The sequence below is a fragment of the Streptomyces eurythermus genome (genome assembly GCF_014649115.1).
Classification (GTDB): domain Bacteria; phylum Actinomycetota; class Actinomycetes; order Streptomycetales; family Streptomycetaceae; genus Streptomyces; species Streptomyces eurythermus.
In genome coordinates this window covers 1-15,907 of the sequence record NZ_BMSK01000001.1, presented here as the reverse complement: position 1 = coordinate 15,907, position 15,907 = coordinate 1, and the positions used below count along the sequence as shown (strand labels likewise).

The 15,907-nt window shown below is 73.1% G+C and carries 15 protein-coding genes; 3 read left to right on the top strand and 12 right to left on the bottom strand.

Features of this window, described 5'->3' with window-relative positions; translation table 11 throughout:
* Positions 1 to 14: 14 nt before the first annotated feature.
* The 12 genes from IE251_RS00080 to IE251_RS00025 all read right to left on the bottom strand — a co-directional run bounded on the left by IE251_RS00080 (position 15) and on the right by IE251_RS00025 (position 11,728).
* Positions 15 to 407, bottom strand: coding sequence for a YccF domain-containing protein (locus IE251_RS00080; protein ID WP_189750875.1), 393 nt, complete (start codon positions 405 to 407; stop codon positions 15 to 17).
* A complete protein-coding gene (gene htpX / locus IE251_RS00075) occupies positions 404 to 1,264 on the bottom strand; it encodes a zinc metalloprotease HtpX (protein ID WP_189750874.1) in 861 nt (286 codons plus the stop codon). Before htpX ends, IE251_RS00080 begins: the two co-directional genes overlap by 4 nt.
* 191 nt (positions 1,265 to 1,455) lie before the next feature.
* The gene (locus IE251_RS00070; RefSeq protein WP_030778400.1) at positions 1,456 to 2,973 is read right to left on the bottom strand and encodes an NADH-quinone oxidoreductase subunit N; all 1,518 of its coding nucleotides are present in this window, start codon (positions 2,971 to 2,973) and stop codon (positions 1,456 to 1,458) included.
* Positions 2,970 to 4,544, bottom strand: coding sequence for an NADH-quinone oxidoreductase subunit M (locus IE251_RS00065; RefSeq protein WP_189750873.1), 1,575 nt, complete (start codon positions 4,542 to 4,544; stop codon positions 2,970 to 2,972). Before IE251_RS00065 ends, IE251_RS00070 begins: the two co-directional genes overlap by 4 nt.
* A gap of 6 nt (positions 4,545 to 4,550) precedes the next feature.
* Entirely contained in the window at positions 4,551 to 6,545 is a 1,995-nt protein-coding gene (locus tag IE251_RS00060; protein ID WP_189750872.1) for an NADH-quinone oxidoreductase subunit 5 family protein, read from the bottom strand.
* A complete protein-coding gene (gene nuoK, locus IE251_RS00055; protein ID WP_030601406.1) occupies positions 6,542 to 6,922 on the bottom strand; it encodes an NADH-quinone oxidoreductase subunit NuoK in 381 nt (126 codons plus the stop codon). Before nuoK ends, IE251_RS00060 begins: the two co-directional genes overlap by 4 nt.
* Positions 6,922 to 7,524 (bottom strand): NADH-quinone oxidoreductase subunit J family protein, encoded by a 603-nt coding sequence (locus IE251_RS00050; protein ID WP_229896512.1) that lies wholly within the window; start codon positions 7,522 to 7,524, stop codon positions 6,922 to 6,924. Before IE251_RS00050 ends, nuoK begins: the two co-directional genes overlap by 1 nt.
* Complete coding sequence (locus tag IE251_RS00045) at positions 7,521 to 8,078, bottom strand: NuoI/complex I 23 kDa subunit family protein (protein WP_189750871.1); 558 nt, start codon at positions 8,076 to 8,078, stop codon at positions 7,521 to 7,523. Before IE251_RS00045 ends, IE251_RS00050 begins: the two co-directional genes overlap by 4 nt.
* Positions 8,078 to 9,046, bottom strand: a complete 969-nt coding sequence (locus IE251_RS00040; RefSeq protein WP_181797013.1) for a complex I subunit 1/NuoH family protein — start codon at positions 9,044 to 9,046, stop codon at positions 8,078 to 8,080. Before IE251_RS00040 ends, IE251_RS00045 begins: the two co-directional genes overlap by 1 nt.
* On the bottom strand, positions 9,043 to 10,716 hold the full coding sequence (locus tag IE251_RS00035) for an NADH-quinone oxidoreductase subunit C (protein ID WP_189750870.1): 1,674 nt from the start codon (positions 10,714 to 10,716) through the stop codon (positions 9,043 to 9,045). Before IE251_RS00035 ends, IE251_RS00040 begins: the two co-directional genes overlap by 4 nt.
* Complete coding sequence (locus tag IE251_RS00030; protein WP_189750869.1) at positions 10,713 to 11,318, bottom strand: NADH-quinone oxidoreductase subunit B; 606 nt, start codon at positions 11,316 to 11,318, stop codon at positions 10,713 to 10,715. Before IE251_RS00030 ends, IE251_RS00035 begins: the two co-directional genes overlap by 4 nt.
* On the bottom strand, positions 11,309 to 11,728 hold the full coding sequence (locus tag IE251_RS00025; RefSeq protein WP_030778387.1) for an NADH-quinone oxidoreductase subunit A: 420 nt from the start codon (positions 11,726 to 11,728) through the stop codon (positions 11,309 to 11,311). Before IE251_RS00025 ends, IE251_RS00030 begins: the two co-directional genes overlap by 10 nt.
* A 241-nt stretch (positions 11,729 to 11,969) precedes the next feature.
* On the opposite strand from IE251_RS00025, the gene IE251_RS00020 reads away from it, so the two are divergent.
* From IE251_RS00020 to IE251_RS00010, 3 genes are all read left to right on the top strand, one after another.
* Positions 11,970 to 13,178, top strand: coding sequence for a sensor histidine kinase (locus IE251_RS00020; protein ID WP_189750868.1), 1,209 nt, complete (start codon positions 11,970 to 11,972; stop codon positions 13,176 to 13,178).
* Positions 13,179 to 13,333: 155 nt separating this feature from the next.
* Positions 13,334 to 14,659 carry a sensor histidine kinase gene (locus IE251_RS00015; protein ID WP_189751276.1) on the top strand — a complete coding sequence of 442 codons (1,326 nt, stop codon included), beginning with the start codon at positions 13,334 to 13,336 and terminating at the stop codon, positions 14,657 to 14,659.
* A 187-nt stretch (positions 14,660 to 14,846) separates the two neighbouring features.
* Complete coding sequence (locus IE251_RS00010; RefSeq protein ID WP_280842467.1) at positions 14,847 to 15,506, top strand: response regulator transcription factor; 660 nt, start codon at positions 14,847 to 14,849, stop codon at positions 15,504 to 15,506.
* The last annotated feature ends 401 nt before the right edge of the window (positions 15,507 to 15,907 follow it).

Below are 15,907 nucleotides of genomic sequence, written 5' to 3'. Positions count from 1 at the left end.
GCCCCTCCAGGCGGTCAGCGGGCGGCGAACGGCCGGTCGGTGGGCACGATCTCGCGGCCCAGCGGCAGCAGGGAGACCGGTATCAGCTTGAAGTTGGCGATGCCGAACGGGATGCCGATGACCGTGACGCACAGCAGGACGCCGGTGACGATGTGGGCGAGCGCCAGCCACCAGCCGGCCAGGATCAGCCACAGCACGTTGCCCACGCAGGAGGGCGCGCCCGCGTCGCGCCGCTCGACCGTGGTGTGCCCGAAGGGCCACAGGGCGTAGGCGCCGATGCGGAAGGCGGCGATCCCGAAGGGGATGCCGATGACCGTGATACACAGCAGGACGCCGGCGAAGAGGTACCCGAGGAACAGCCAGAAACCGGACAGGACGAGCCAGATGACGTTCAGGATCGTCTTCACTGTTGTCCTGCCATCCTTTCGAGGCGGGCGATGCGCTCCGCCATCGGCGGGTGCGTGGAGAACATCTTGGACATCCCCTGGCCCGGGCGGAAGGGGTTGGCGATCATCATGTGGCTCGCCGTCTCGATCCGGGGCTCGGGGGGCAGCGGAAGCTGCTTGGTGCCCGTCTCCAGCTTGCGCAGGGCGCCGGCGAGGGCGAGCGGGTCGCCGGTGAGGTGGGCGCCGGAGGCGTCCGCCTCGTACTCCCGGGAGCGGCTGATGGCGAGCTGGATCAGGGAGGCGGCGAGCGGGCCCAGGATCATGATCAGCAGCATGCCGAACAGGCCGGGCCCCTCGTCGTCGTCCGAGCGGCCGACCGGGATCAGCCAGGCGAAGTTCACCAGGAACATGATCACGGAGGCGAGCGCGCCGGCGACCGAGGAGATGAGGATGTCCCGGTTGTAGACGTGGCTCAGCTCGTGGCCGATGACACCGCGCAGCTCGCGCTCGTCCAGCAGGCGCAGGATGCCCTCGGTGCAGCACACGGCCGCGTTGCGCGGGTTGCGGCCGGTGGCGAAGGCGTTCGGGGCCTCCGTCGGCGAGATGTACAGCCGGGGCATGGGCTGGCGGGCCTGCGTGGACAGCTCCCGCACCATCCGGTACAGCGCCGGGGCCTCGAACTCGCTGACCGGGCGGGCGCGCATCGCGCGCAGCGCGAGCTTGTCGCTGTTCCAGTACGCGTACGCGTTCGTGCCCAGGGCGACCAGGACGGCGACGATCAGCCCGGTGCGGCCGAAGAAGCCTCCGATGACGATGATGAGCGCGGACAGCCCTCCGAGGAGTACGGCCGTCCTGAGCCCGTTGTGCCGGCGGTGCACGGTGCGCCCTCCAAGTCGTGCTGCTGGGGATCACTCCGATCCAGTGGACCCTCCCGCTTCCGACAACGCGAGGCGGGGCCCACGAGTTCCCGCGTGCCCGCGGCCGCCCGCCCCGGCCGGGGCGGATGACGTGCCCTTACGGCCGTACGCGCGCGGGGTGCGACGGGTGCCCCACGCGCGCGTGCCGACTCCTAGAACAGTCCGCCGGCCGCGAAACGCAGGACCAGCTGGGGCGCTCCGGACAGGGCGACGCCGAGGATTCCGGTGAGGGCGAGCGCGGCCGTGAGGGGGGCCGGGACCCGGTGCCGGACGGGCTCGCCCTCGGGGGCGCGGAACAGCAGGGCCGTCCACTGGAGGTAGTAGAAGAGGGCGATCACGACGTTGACGGCCATGACGACGGCGAGCCAGCCCAGGCCCGCGTCGACGGCCGCCGAGAACACGGTGACCTTGGCGAACAGGCCGATGACGCCCGGCGGCAGCCCGGCCAGGCACAGCAGGAAGAAGGCCAGCAGCAGCGCGCTGAGCGGGTTGGTGGCGTACAGGCCCCGGTAGTCGGCGATCCGGTTCAGCGTCCGGCCGCGGCCCACCAGGGCGGCCACGGCGAAGGCGCCGAGGTTCACGGCGGCGTACATCAGGGCGTACGCGACGGTGGAGCCGATCGCCCGCTCGGCGTCCTTGGTGTATCCGGCGGCGGCGATCGGCACCAGCAGATAGCCGGCCTGGCCGACGGAGGACCAGGCGAGCAGCCGTACCGCGCTGTACGCGCGCGTGGCCCGCTGGCGCAGGGCGGCGACGTTGCCGGCGGTCATGGTGAGGGCGGCCAGGACGGCGAGCGCGGGCCCCCAGACGTCGGCGTACGACGGGAAGGCGACGACGGTGACGAGGATCAGGCCGGAGAAGCCGACCGCCTTGCCGACGACCGACAGATAGGCGGCGACGGGCAGGGGCGCGCCCACGTAGGTGTCGGGCACCCAGAAGTGGAACGGCGCGGCGGCCGTCTTGAAGGCGAAGCCGACGAGGGTGAGGACGACACCGGCCTGGACGAGGGTGTGCAGTTGCCCGTCGACGTGCGTCAGGCGCTGGGCGACCTGGGTGAGGTACAGCGTGCCGGTGGAGGCGTAGACGAAGCTGATGCCCATCAGGCTGACCGCGGTGGCGGTGACCGAGGACAGGAAGAACTTCAGCGCGGCCTCCGAGGACCGCTTGTCGCCGTGCCGGATGCCGACGAGGGCGAACGCGGGCAGGGAGGCGACCTCCAGGGCGACGATCAGCGTGGCCAGGTCGCGGGAGGCGGGCAGCAGGGCGGCGCCGGCCGCGGAGGACAGCAGCAGGAACCAGAACTCGCCCGCCGGGACGCGCCGCCGCTCGTCGTCCAGGTGGGTGACGGACAGCAGGGCCGCGAGCAAGGCGCCGCCGAGCACCAGGAACTGGATGACGAGGGTGAAGTGGTCGGCGGTGTAGCTGCACGCGCGCGCGGGCGCGTCGGTGCAGAAGGTGGCACGGTCGCCGTCCAGGAGGGGCAGCAGCAGCGCGGTCGCCGCGGCGAGCCCGGCGACCGAGACCCAGCCGAGCACGGCCTTGCGGGGCTCGGGCACGAACAGGTCGGCGACGAGGACGGCGAGCGCGACGACGGCCGCGAGGGTGGGCGGGGCGATCGCGAGCCAGTCGACGGACTGGACCAGCGACTCGGCAAGCGGCTGGGCGCTCATCGGGTGCCTCCTGCGAGGAGCTGCTGCACGGCCGGGTCGGTCAGGCCGAGCAGGGCCTTCGGCCACAGTCCGGCGAGGACGGTGAGGGCGACCAGCGGGGTCCAGGCGGCGAACTCGTAGCCGTGGACGTCGGCGAGCTTCGCCGTCTCGCGGTCCGCGCCGCCCATGCAGACGCGGCGGACCACGATCAGCATGTACGCGGCCGTGAGCAGGGTGCCGAACGCGCCGATCGCCATGAAGGTGAGGAAGGCCGGGCGGCTGAGGCCGGCGGCGGGCCGGAAGGAGCCGAACAGGGCGAGCATCTCGCCCCAGAACCCGGCGAGTCCGGGCAGGCCGAGGGAGGCGACCGCGCCGAAGGCGAGCAGGCCGCCGAGGCGCGGGGCCCTGCCGTACAGGGCGGCGCCCGTCTCCTCGGCCAGGGTGTCGAGGTCGGTGCTGCCGGTGCGGTCCTTCAGCGCGCCGACCAGGAAGAACAGCAGGCCGGTGATGAGGCCGTGGGCGATGTTGGCGAACAGGGCGCCGTTCACGCCGGTCGGGGTGGTGCTGGCGATGCCGAGCAGGACGAAGCCCATGTGGCCGACGGAGGAGTAGGCGATCAGCCGCTTGAGGTCGCCCTTGGCGCCCTGCCGGGCGAGGGCGAGGCAGGCCAGGGATCCGTAGACGATCCCGACGACGGCGAACGCGGCGAGGTACGGCGCGAAGGTGTGGAAGCCGTCCGGCGCGATCGGCAGGATGATCCGGACGAAACCGTACGTACCCATCTTCAGCAGGACGCCCGCCAGCAGGACCGAGCCGACGGTCGGGGCGGCGGTGTGGGCGTCCGGCAGCCAGCTGTGCAGCGGCCACATCGGCGTCTTCACCGCGAGCCCGATGCCGATCGCCAGAACGGCGATGACCTGCACGGATGTGGCCAGCGACCGGCCGTTGTCAGTGGCGAGTGCCACCATGTCGAACGTGCCCGCCTTGATCCCGATCAGGAGCAGGCCGAGCAGCATGACCACGGAGCCGAGCAGCGTGAACAGGATGAACTTCCACGCGGCCCGGGTCCGGCCCGCACCGCCCCAGCGGGCGATGAGGAAGTACATCGGGATGAGCACCATCTCGAACGCGAGGAAGAACAGCAGCAGGTCGAGCACGGCGAAGGTGGCGAGGGTGCCGGACTCGAGCAGGAGCAGGAGCGCGACGAACGCCTTCGGGGCCGGGCCCGCCGGCGGCTTGAAGTAGGAGTAGAGCGCGCAGAGGAAGGTCAGCAGCGCGGTCAGGACCAGAAGGGGGAGGGAGATGCCGTCGATGCCTAGGTGGATCCGCACGTCGAGCGCGGGGATCCAGCTGATGTCGGTCGTGGCCTGCATCTTCGACGGATGGTCGTGGTCGAAGCCGAGCGCGAGGACGATCGCGGCGAGAAGGATCACGCCGGTGACGGTCACGCCGTGCCGCAGCACGGCCTGCCCCGGCGACTTCCCCTTCAGTCCGGGCGGGGCCGGGAGGAGCGCGGCGACGGCGCCGAGGAGCGGGCCGACGACGACGAATGCCAGAAGGAACTGCATCACGGACTCGTTGATATCGATCACGCCTGCTCACGCTCCCGTGGCGACGAGGAGGACGGCGACCGCCAGGACGACGGTGCCGGCGAGCAGCGCGCTCACATAGGTCTGCACATTGCCGGTCTGCGCACGCCGGACGGCGGCCCCGAGCAGCCGGGGCAGGGCGGCGGCGCCGCGCACGTAGGTGTCGACGACCTCGCGGTCCAGGAACCGCACGAGGCTCGCCCCGGCCCGCACCGGGCGGACGAACAGCGCCTCGTACACGGCGTCCAGGTGGAAGCCCGCCGCGGCGGGCCGGTGCAGCGGGCCGAGCAGCAGCCGTCCGGGGTCCGCCGGGTCGGGCGCGTAGGCGATGTCGCCGTAGGCCGGCCGGTGGGTGGCGATGGCCTCGGCCTCGACCAGGCCGGCGTCGGCCTCCGGATGGGCGGCGACCGCGCCCAGCGGGGAGCGCGCGGCGAGCGCGGTGCCACGCTGCCAGGCGCCGTAGGTGAGCAGCCCGCCGACCAGGGCGAGGCCCGTGCCGAGGATGGAGGTGAGCAGGGTCGGGGTCAGGTCGCGGCCGTCGAACCAGTCGGGCAGGACGCGGTAGGCGAGCCCGCCGAGGGCGAGGGAGGGGATCGCGAGGACCCAGAGCACGGCGTTCATCGTCAGTGGCTGGCGCCCGTGGTCCGGGGCCTCGGTGCCCCGGCCCCGGAAGGCGAGCAGCCACAGCCGGGCGGCGTACGCGGCGGTCAGCAGGGCGGTGAGCAGGCCGGCGACGAGCACGATCCAGCCGGCCGCGCCGGGGGCGTGCCCGGTGTGGCCCTGGGTGACGTGTTCGGCGGCGCCGAGGACGGACTCCTTGGAGAAGAAGCCGCTGAACGGCGGGATCGCGGCGAGCGCGAGCAGTGCCACGGTCATCGTCCAGTAGGCGTCCGGGACGCGGTCCCTGAGGCCCCGCATGCGGGACATGGCGGCCAGCGAGTTGGTGCCGGCGGCGTGGATGACCACGCCGGCCGCGAGGAACAGCAGCGCCTTGAAGGCGCCGTGCGCGAGGAGGTGGAAGACGGCGGCACCGCGGTCGCCGACGGCGAGGGCGCCGGTCATGTAGCCGAGCTGGCCCACGGTCGAGTAGGCGAGGACCCGCTTGATGTCGTCCTGGGCGAGCGCGGCGAGGGCGGAGCCGGCCATCGTGACGGCGGCCATGACGGCGAGGACCACCATCGCGGCCCGGGACGCCTCGAACAGCGGAAGGAGACGGGCGATGAAGTAGACACCGGCGGCGACCATCGTCGCGGCGTGGATCAGCGCGGAGACGGGCGTCGGGCCCGCCATCGCGTCCGGGAGCCAGGTGTGCAGCGGGAACTGCGCCGACTTGCCCGCGACGCCCGCGAGCAGCAGCAGCGCCACCAGCGTCGGGTGGCCGATGCCGCCGCTCGTGACGGCGCCGAGGATCCGGGTGAGCCGGAACGACCCGGCGTCGCCGGCCAGCGCGAACAGGCCGATCAGGAACGGCACGTCGCCGAGCTTGGTGACCAGGAAGGCCTTCAGGGAGGCGGCGCGGGCCTCGGGGGTCTCCCAGTAGTGGCCGACCAGGAAGTAGGAGCAGATGCCCATCACTTCCCAGCCGACCAGCAGCACGATCAGGTCGCCGGAGTAGACGACCAGGAGCATCGCGGAGGTGAACAGGGAGACGAGCGCGGCGTACGACGGGTAGCGCGGATCGTCGCGCAGATAGCCGGTGGAGTAGATCTGCACGCAGGCCGCGACGCAGGTGACCAGGACGGCGACGAGCGCGGCGAAACCGTCGATGTGCAGGGCCAGCTCGATGGGCACGGACCCGGTGGGCGTCAGCTCGGTGTGGGCGTCCACGGCCGTGCCGCCGCCCTGGCGCACGGCGACCAGCACGGCCAGGACCAGCGAGGCCAGCGGCGGGAGCACGGCGAGCGGACGGACGAACCCGGGGGCGGTGCGGCCGAGCAGCAGGCCGGCCGCGGCGCCCAGGAACGGCAGGAGGGGGACGAGGACGGCGAGGGTGGTCGTGGTCACGCGGTGGCCTCAGCCTTCTCGGCCGCGGGGTGGTCGCCGTCGGGGCCTTCCGCGTCGGGGCCCTCGGCGGTGTCGCGGAGCTTGTCGATGTCGGAGGTGCCGCGGTTGCGGTACACCGCGAGCACGATCGCCAGGCCGATGCCGATCTCGGCGGCGGCGATGGCGATGGTGAACAGGGTCAGTGCCTGACCGGAGTGCAGGGTCTCCCGCGCGGTCCGGCTGAGCCACACGTCGAAGGCGACCAGGTTGAGGTTGACGGCGTTGAGCATCAGCTCGACCGACATCAGGACCAGGATCGCGTTGCGGCGGGCGAGGACGCCGTACAGGCCGGTGCAGAACAGGAGGGCGGAGAGTACGGCGGGGTAGGCGAGGTGCATCAGCGGGCGCCTTCCTTGCCGGGGGCCGCGGACAGGTCGCCGGCCGGGTCTCCGGTCTGGTCGCCGGCCTTGGCCTTGCGGGACAGCACGATCGCGCCGACCAGTGCCGCGAGGAGCAGCACGGACAGGGCCTCGAACGGCAGCACCCAGTGCCGGAACAGGCTCGCGCCGGTGACCTCGGTGGTGCCGGCGGCCGGGCCGTCCAGGTCGATCCAGGTGGTGCGGAAGGCGTCCACGACCACCCAGACCAGGGCGACCGCGGAGGCCACCGCGACGGTCAGGGCTGCCCAGCGGTTGCCGGAGTCGGCGTCCGGGGAGCGGCCGATGGGCGCCTTGGTGAGCATCAGACCGAACAGCAGGAGGACGACTACGGAGCCGACGTAGATCAGCACCTGCACCCAGGCGATGAACTCGGCCGTCAGCAGCAGGTACTCCACGGCGAGGCCGCCGAGCGCGACCACCAGCCACAGGGCGGCGTGCACCAGCTGCCGGGTGGTGACGGTGACCAGCGCGGCGCCCAGCGTGACCAGGCCGACCAGCAGGAAGGCGATCTCGACGCCGGTCGGGGACAGGAAGCCGTGCGGGGCCTGGGCGAGCGTCATGACGTGCCCTCCCCCGGCTGCGCCTGCGCCTGCGCGGCGGCCAGCTTCTCGGCGGTCTTGCGGGCCGCGGCGATCTCCTTGGGTTCCTCGGCGCCGGGGTCCAGGGCGGGCGGGGCCGGCACGGTCCACATCCACTCGCGGAGCTTGTCCCGCTCGTGGGTGAGGTCGCGGATGTCGGTCTCGGCGTACTCGAACTCCGGGGACCAGAACAGCGCGTCGAAAGGACAGACCTCGATGCAGATGCCGCAGTACATGCACAGGGAGAAGTCGATCGCGAACCGGTCGAGGACGTTGCGGCTGCGCTCCCGGCCGCCGGGGGCGGCGGGCGGGACGGTCTCCTTGTGGGAGTCGATGTAGATGCACCAGTCCGGGCACTCGCGGGCGCACAGCATGCAGACCGTGCAGTTCTCCTCGAACAGCCCGATCACCCCGCGGGTGCGGGGCGGCAACTCGGGCAGGGCGTCCGGGTACTGCTCGGTGACGCTCTTCCTCGTCATCGTGCGCAGGGTGACGGCCAGGCCCTTGGCGAGGCCGGAGCCGGGGATGGGGGCCATTAGGAGATCACCACCTTGACGATGCCGGTGAGGGCGATCTGGGCGAGGGAGAGGGGGACGAGGAGGGTCCAGGACAGCTTCTGGAGCTGGTCCTCGCGCAGCCGCGGGTAGGTCACGCGGAGCCAGATCACGAGGAAGGCGAGGATCGCGGTCTTCAGCAGGGTCCACACCCAGCCGAGGCCGTCGGCGCCCCACGGGCCGTGCCAGCCGCCGAGGAAGAGGACGGTGGTCAGGCCGCACAGGACGACGATGCCGGCGTACTCGGCGAGCAGGAACAGGGCGAAGCGCAGACCGGTGTACTCGGTGTACGCGCCGAAGATGATCTCGGAGTCGGCGACCGGCATGTCGAACGGCGGGCGTTGCAGTTCGGCGAGTCCGGCGACGAAGAAGACGACCGCGCCGACGATCTGCCACGGCAGCCACCACCAGTGGAAGGCGTGCAGGATGCCGGGCAGGGAGACGGTGCCGGCCGCCATCGCGACGGAGGCCGCCGCCAGCAGCATCGGCAGTTCGTAGGAGAGCAGCTGGGCGGCCGTGCGCAGGCCGCCGAGCAGGGAGAACTTGTTGGCGCTGGCCCAGCCGGCCATAAGCGAGCCGAGCACGCCGACGCCCATCACCGCGAGGACGAAGAACACGCCGGCGTCGAGGACCTGGCCGACGGCGCCCTCGCCCGGGCCGATCGGGATGGCGAGCAGGACGAGGAGGTACGGCAGCAGGGCCACGGCGGGCGCGAGCTGGAAGACACGGCGGTCGGCGCCCGCCGGAACCACGTCCTCCTTCTGCGCGAACTTCACGCCGTCGGCGATCAGCTGGGCCCAGCCGTGGAATCCGCCCGCGTACATCGGGCCGAGGCGGCCCTGCATGTGGGCCATCACCTTGTGCTCGGTCTGACCGACGATCAGCGGGAAGGTGAGGAAGACGGCGAACACGACGAGGAGTCGCAGCGCGACGTCCAGCACGTCGTTCACTGCGGGCCTCCTGTGGGGTCGGGGTCGGGGTCGGGGTCGGTACCGGCGTCGGGGTCGCCGGGGGTGGTCGGGGTTCGGGGAGTGTGGGGGTGGCCGGGTCCGGCGGCAGGGCCGGGCTCGGCCGGCTGGGCCTCGCCCGCTGCCGACTGGGCCTCGCCCGGTGCCGGTCGCGCCGCCGAGGTGCGCCGCGAGTCCGGCTCGGGTCGCGTTTCCGGCTCAGGCCGCGAGTCCGGCTCAGGCTGCGAGTCCGGCTCAGGCTGCGAGTCCGGCTCAGGCTGTGGTGCCGGTTCACGCTGCGAGTCCGGCTCAGGGCGCGTTTCCGGCTCAGGCCTCGGTGCCGGCTGCCGCTCAGGCGCCGGTTGCGGTTCACCCTTCGGCTCCGGCCCCGAAGCCCGCTCCGGCTGCGAAGCCCGCTCCGGCTCCGGCTCGCCAGTGCGCTCCGGCTTGCCGGTGCCCTCCGGCCTGCCGGTCCCCTCCGGCTCGGTCGCCTTTCGGGGCTCCGGTTCCGGGGCCGGTCGCGGCTCGTCGAAGGCCGGGCGGGCGTGGTGCCAGGGGGCGTCCGAGCTGCGCGGGGCACGGGCGCGCTGGGAGGCCGAGCCCTCCGAGGCGCTGCGGGCGCGGCGCGTCGGGGCGGGCGCGGGTCCGGGCTCGTAGGCCACCGAGGCCTCGGCGGCCGGACCTTCCGCCGGTCCCTGTGCCGCCGCACCCGTGGCATCGCCCTCGGCCGCGGCCTCCTTGCGCGGCGCCGCGTCCTCGGCCCGGGCCGCCTGCTGGCTCGCCGAACCCTCACTCGCACTCCGCATCCGGCGCGGACGCGCAGGAGCACCCGCACCCGGCACCGCACCCGAAGCGCCAGCCTCCCCAGAAGCAGCCCCCGGCTCGGCCACCTGACTCGCCGAACCCTCGCTCACACTCCGCATCCGGCGCGGGCGCGCGGGAGCGCCAGGGTCCGTACCCGGCGCCGTGCCCGGCGCGGCAGCGCTCGGCTGGGCCGCCTGGCCGGCCGAGCCCTCCGCTGCCGAGCGGGTGCGGCGTACCGGGCGGTCGCCTGTCGCACGGGTCGCCGCAGCCCTGGCCGGGCGGGCCGGGGCCGGGGGCAGCTGACCCTTCAGGGGACCCCATTCGTTGGGGTCGGGGACGCCCGGCGGCAGCATCTGGCGGCGCTTGGGGCCGCCATGCTCGGACTCGCCCGGCTCCTTGGCGCCGGGCCACGCCTTGGCGACCCGGGCGGCGAGGACGAAGTCCTTGCGGAGGGGGTGACCCTCGAAGTTCTCGGGGAGGAGCAGGTGCTCCAGGCCCGGGTGGCCCTCGAAGCCGACGCCGAACATCTCGTGGGTCTCGCGCTCGTGCCAGGCCGCGCCCGCGTAGACGCCGGTGGCGGAGGGCAGGACGGGCGCCTCGTGCGGGACCGTCGTACGGACGAGGAGCCGGCGGACCGGGTGCAGGGCGACGACGTGCGCGGCGACCCGGAAGCCCGTGCCCGGTTCGTCGACCGCGCTCAGCCAGTCGAAGTAGGTGCAGCCCAGGGTCGTACGGGCCGTCTCCAGGGCGGTGAGCCAGGCGGACGGCGGTACGTCCACGGTCAGGAGGTCGTACGACTCCTCCGCCGTGGCGTCCGGGCCGAAGAGTTCCTCGGCGGGGGCGGGCAGCCAGCCGGCGGCGGTGCTCATCGCGGGCCCTCCTCACCGGCCGGCGCCGGGGGCCGCACCAGGCCGCTCTGCAGGGCCGCGGTGGACGGCCGGCCGGCGGGCCCGTCGCCGTACCGCTCCCCGAGCGACTCGCGGGCGATCTTCTCCTGGAGCTTGAGGATGCCCTGGAGCAGCGCCTCGGGGCGTGGCGGGCAGCCGGGGACGTAGACGTCCACCGGGATGATCTGGTCGACGCCCTTGGTGACGGAGTAGGAGTCCCAGTAGGGGCCGCCGCAGTTGGAGCACGCGCCGAAGGAGATGACGTACTTCGGCTCGGGCATCTGCTCGTACAGGCGCTTGACGGCCGGGGCCATCTTGTCCGTCACGGTGCCCGAGACCACCATCAGGTCGGCCTGGCGGGGGCCCGGCGCGAAGGGGATGACGCCGAGCCGGATGAAGTCGTGCCGGGCCATCGACGCGGCGATGAACTCGATCGCGCAGCAGGCGAGGCCGAAGTTGAACACCCAGAGCGAGTAGCGGCGGCCCCAGTTCAGGACCACCTTCATCGGCTCGGGCGCCAGCCGCGCCAGCGCCCCCAGCCGCTTGGGCTCGGGCAGGAGAACGGGGTCCGGGTTCACGTCCATGCCAGGACGCCCTTCTTGTATGCGTACAGCAGGCCCACGGCGAGGAAACCGAGGAAGACGAACATCTCCACCAGGGTCGCCGCGCCGTAGCCGGGGGCGGCGAAGACCGTGGCCCAGGGGAACAGGAAGATCGAGTCGACGGCGAAGATCACGTACAGGAAGGCATAGACGTAGTAGCGGACCTGGGTGTGGGCCCAGCCCTCGCCGACGGGGTCGACACCGCACTCGTAGGTCAGCAGTTTCTCCGGGGTCGGCACGACCGGGCGCAGCAGGCGGCCGGCGCCGAAGGCGACCGCTACGAACAGCACGCCGACGACGGCGAGCAGCCCGACCACCGAGTAGGACCGGAAGTAGCCGGCCGCGACGACGTGCCCCGCGGCGACCGCCGAGTCCCCCAACGTCTCCCGCACCGTCCGTCCCTCGCTCCCTGACCTCGTGACCGTGGTGAATTAGTGCACTGGGTGATGCCTCGTGGTTCGAGGATCTGTACGCACGCGAGTCTAGGCCCTGATAAAGAGCGGGTAAGCGGCCCGTCACGCCGTGGGACGGCCCGGGCGGACCGGGGCGGGCCCGGGGTGGGGTTTTCCCCCGGCGGCGCAGGGCGGCATACCGCATGGCGGGAACGGTGCCCGGCACGGCAGGCTGACCAGCATGACCGCTCTCCGCCCCACCGCCGCCCCGAACGGCGGCACCGACGCAGACGACGGAAGCGCCGGCCCGCACCGGCTGCCTCCGCCCCGGCCGGCCTACGACGCGCACACCTGGAAGGAGATCGCGCACCTGCTGCTGAACCTGCCGGTGGCGGTGATCGGTTTCACGTACGCGTTCACCGTGGTGGTGGTCGGCGGCACCCTCACCCTCACCGTGATCGGGCTTCCGCTGCTCGCGGTGTGCCTGCTGGTCGCCCGGCAGCTGGGCAAGGCCGAGCGGGCACGGGCCCGGGCGCTGCTCGGGGTGCGGGTGGAGGAGCCGTCGCCGCTGCCGCTCGCCCGGAGCGGGGGGCCGGTGCACCGGGTGTGGATGGCGCTGAAGGACCCGGTGGGCTGGCGCACCCTGCTGTACGACGTGATCCGGCTGCCGTGGGGCATCCTCACCTTCGTCACCACGCTGACCTCGCTGTTCGTGCTGTGGCCGGTGCTGCCGTACCTGGCGCGGCTGATGGCGAACCTGGACCGGGCAATGGTGCGCGGGCTGCTGTCGCCCTCCGACGAGCTGGAGCGCCGGATCGCCGAGCTGGAGTCCGACCGGGGGATCGTGGTGGACACGGCGGCGGCGGACCTGCGCCGGATCGAGCGGGATCTGCACGACGGCGCCCAGGCGCGGCTGGTCAACCTGGCCATGGGGCTGGGCCTGGCCAAGGAGAAGCTGCTGGAGGATCCGGACGCGGCGGCGGCGATGGTGGACGAGGCGCACGGCGAGGTGAAGCTGGCCCTCCAAGAGCTGCGCGACCTGGCCCGGGGCATCCACCCGGCGGTCCTCACCGACCGAGGTCTGGACGCTGCCCTGTCGGCGGTCGCCTCCCGCTGCACGGTGCCGGTGAAGGTGAGCGTGGACCTGCCGGCCCGGCCGGCGGCGGCCATCGAGGGCATCGCCTACTTCACCGTCTCCGAGCTGTTGCAGAACGTCAGCAAGCACAGCGGGGCCCGGACCGCCTCCGTCGACGCCTGGCGGGCGGACGACCGGCTGATGCTCCGGGTACGGGACGACGGCCGGGGCGGCGCCCGGCTCGACGGGGGCAGCGGCATGCGGGGGCTGGCGGAGCGGCTGGGCGCGGTGGACGGCCTGTTCGTGGTCGACTCCCCGCCCGGCGGCCCGACGGTGATCACGGCGGAACTGCCCTGGCGCGACCGGCAGGAGTAGGCCGGGCCCGGCCACCACGGACCAGCCGCGGGCGCGGGGTGGGGAAAACCCCCCGCCGAAGACGCCGACGGCCTCCATGTCCCCGGAAGGCGCGGCGGACCACCCTGGACGTACGGCTGAACCGCCGCGTGGACGAGGAGAACGGGACGACACCGATGGCGACGGAGTACGGACACGGGTACGCCTACCGCAGCGAGCGGCCGCACCGGCTGCCGGCCGGGCTGCGGGCGCCGTTCGAGGCGCGCACCTGGCGGGAGTTCGGGTACGTGCTGCTGAGCCTGCCGGTCGCGATCGTGCTGTTCTGCTGGACGGTGACGATGGTCTCCCTCGGCGCGGGCCTGCTGGTGACCTTCCTCGGCATCCCGGTGCTGGCGGCGGCGCTGGCCGGCTGCCGGGGCTTCGGGGTGCTGGAGCGGGCGCGGGCGCGGGCGCTGCTGGGCCTGCGGGTGGCCGACCCGGAGCCGCTGCGTCCGGCCAAGCCGGGCCCGGTGGCCTGGACGGGGGCGGTGCTGAAGAGCGGCTCCTCCTGGCGGCAGGCGCTGTACACGCTGGTGCAGTTCCCGTGGGCGGTGTTCTCGTTCTCGGTGGTGGTGACCTTCTGGAGCATCGGCTGGTCACTGCTGACGTACCCGCTGTGGTTCTGGGTGTTCCCGGTGTACGGCGGCCAGGGCGGTCTCCAGCTGTACGGCGACAGCCACCACAGCGTCTACCTGGACAACCCCTTCGAGATCGGGCTGGCCACGCTGGTCGGGCTGGCGTTCACGCTGGCCGGCCCTTGGCTGGTGCGGGCCCTGACGAGCGTGGACGGGCTGTTGGTGCGCGGGCTGCTCGGGCCGTCGCCGCTGTCGGCGCGGGTGGTGGAGCTGGAGTCGGACCGGGGGGTCGTGGTCGACGCGGCCGCCGCCGATCTGCGCCGCATCGAGCGGGCCCTGCACGACGGCGCCCAGGCCCGGCTGGCCGGTCTCGCCATGGACCTGGGGCTGGCGAAGGAGAAGCTGCGGGACGACCCGACGGCGGCGGCGCGGCTGGTGGAGGAGGCGCACGGCGAGGTGAAGACGGCCCTCCAGGAGCTGCGCGACCTGGCCCGGGGCATCCACCCGGCCGTGCTCACCGACCGAGGTCTGGACGCGGCGCTGTCGGCGGTCGCCTCCCGCTGCGCGGTGCCGGTCCGGGTGGAGGTCGACCTGCCGGCCCGGCCGGCCCCGGCCATCGAGGGCATCGCCTACTTCACCGTCTCCGAGCTGCTGCGCAACGTCGGCGAGCACAGCGGGGCCCGGACCGCCTCGGTCGACGTGTGGCGGGCGGACGACCGGCTGCTGCTCCAGGTGAGCGACGACGGCCGGGGCGGCGCCGACCCCTCCCGGGGTTCCGGGCTGGCCGGTCTCGCGGCCCGGCTGGGCGCGGTGGACGGCGTCCTCGTGGTGGACTCCCCGTCCGGCGGCCCCACCCGGGTGACGGCGGAACTGCCCTGGCGCGGCTGAAGAGTTTCGGCGCGGCTGCCCGGGGTCCCGTTCCGGCGCGGCTGCCCGAGATCCCCGATCTTTCCCCTGGTACGGCGGCGCCGCGGCCCGATCCCTGGAATGCTGGTGTTCCGTAGGACGGCGGACGCTGGGCGGACGCCGCCGTGACGGATTGTGCTGGGGGGACCGGAAGATCGTGGAGGACAGGGTGCGGGTGGTCATCGCCGAGGACTCGGTGCTGCTGAGAGAGGGCCTGACCCGGCTGTTGACCGACCGCGGGCACGACGTCGTGGCCGGCGTCGGCGACGCGGACGCACTGGTGAAGACCATCGCCGACCTGGACGGCCGGGGCGAGCTGCCCGACGTGGTCGTGGCGGACGTACGGATGCCGCCGACGCACACCGACGAGGGTGTCCGGGCGGCCGTGACGCTGCGCCGGGTCCACCCGGGGCTCGGGGTGCTCGTGCTGTCGCAGTACGTGGAGGAGCGTTACGCCACCGAGCTGCTGGCCGGTTCCAGCCGGGGCGTGGGCTATCTGCTCAAGGACCGGGTCGCGGACGTGCGGGAGTTCGTCGACGCGGTGGTGCGGGTGGCCGAGGGCGGTACGGCGCTGGACCCGGAGGTGGTCGCGCAGTTGCTGGGCCGCAGCCGCAAGCAGGACGTGCTGGCCGGGCTGACCCCCCGGGAGCGCGAGGTGCTCGGGCTGATGGCGGAGGGGCGGACGAACTCGGCGATCGCGCGGCAGCTGGTGGTCAGCGACGGCGCCGTGGAGAAGCACGTCAGCAACATCTTCCTGAAGCTCGGCCTGGCTCCGAGCGACGGCGACCACCGGCGGGTGCTGGCCGTGCTCACCTACCTGAACTCCTGAGACGGCCCACTGCGGCAGAGATTCCCCAGGCGCGCGGAAGCGCTGTGAGCGGCGCTTCCGCGATGCCGGACATGAGGGGAAGCCGGCGCGACGGGCCCTCCAGAAATGTCATCCAATCCGCGAATGGCCTCGGGAAGGCGACCCTGACCGACGTAGGGTTGATCCTGGGATGGTCCGTGGGACGACCGGCCCCGGACAGCCGCCTCGAAGGAGGTCCAGTTCAGTGACCAGCCAGGTCAGCAGCCCAGCGGAGCAGGCCGACGGAACCGTCGTGGGAGAGCAGCGCAAACCGGGCGACGCGAAGGACGTGCGGCGTCTGGACCGGGTGATCATCCGGTTCGCGGGGGACTCGGGTGACGGTATGCAGCTCACCGGAGACCGGTTCACCTCGGAGACCGCTT

What these genes read in the sequence shown, in the direction of transcription:
- IE251_RS00070 (WP_030778400.1), bottom strand. Translation starts at nt 2,973, where the DNA reads ATGAGCGCCCAGCCGCTTGCCGAGTCGCTGGTCCAGTCCGTCGACTGG.
- nuoK (WP_030601406.1), bottom strand. Translation starts at nt 6,922, where the DNA reads ATGCACCTCGCCTACCCCGCCGTACTCTCCGCCCTCCTGTTCTGCACC.
- IE251_RS00050 (WP_229896512.1), bottom strand. Translation starts at nt 7,524, where the DNA reads ATGACGCTCGCCCAGGCCCCGCACGGCTTCCTGTCCCCGACCGGCGTC.
- IE251_RS00045 (WP_189750871.1), bottom strand. Translation starts at nt 8,078, where the DNA reads ATGGCCCCCATCCCCGGCTCCGGCCTCGCCAAGGGCCTGGCCGTCACC.
- IE251_RS00035 (WP_189750870.1), bottom strand. Translation starts at nt 10,716, where the DNA reads ATGAGCACCGCCGCCGGCTGGCTGCCCGCCCCCGCCGAGGAACTCTTC.
- IE251_RS00030 (WP_189750869.1), bottom strand. Translation starts at nt 11,318, where the DNA reads ATGGACGTGAACCCGGACCCCGTTCTCCTGCCCGAGCCCAAGCGGCTG.
- IE251_RS00020 (WP_189750868.1), top strand. Translation starts at nt 11,970, where the DNA reads ATGACCGCTCTCCGCCCCACCGCCGCCCCGAACGGCGGCACCGACGCA.
- IE251_RS00015 (WP_189751276.1), top strand. Translation starts at nt 13,334, where the DNA reads ATGGCGACGGAGTACGGACACGGGTACGCCTACCGCAGCGAGCGGCCG.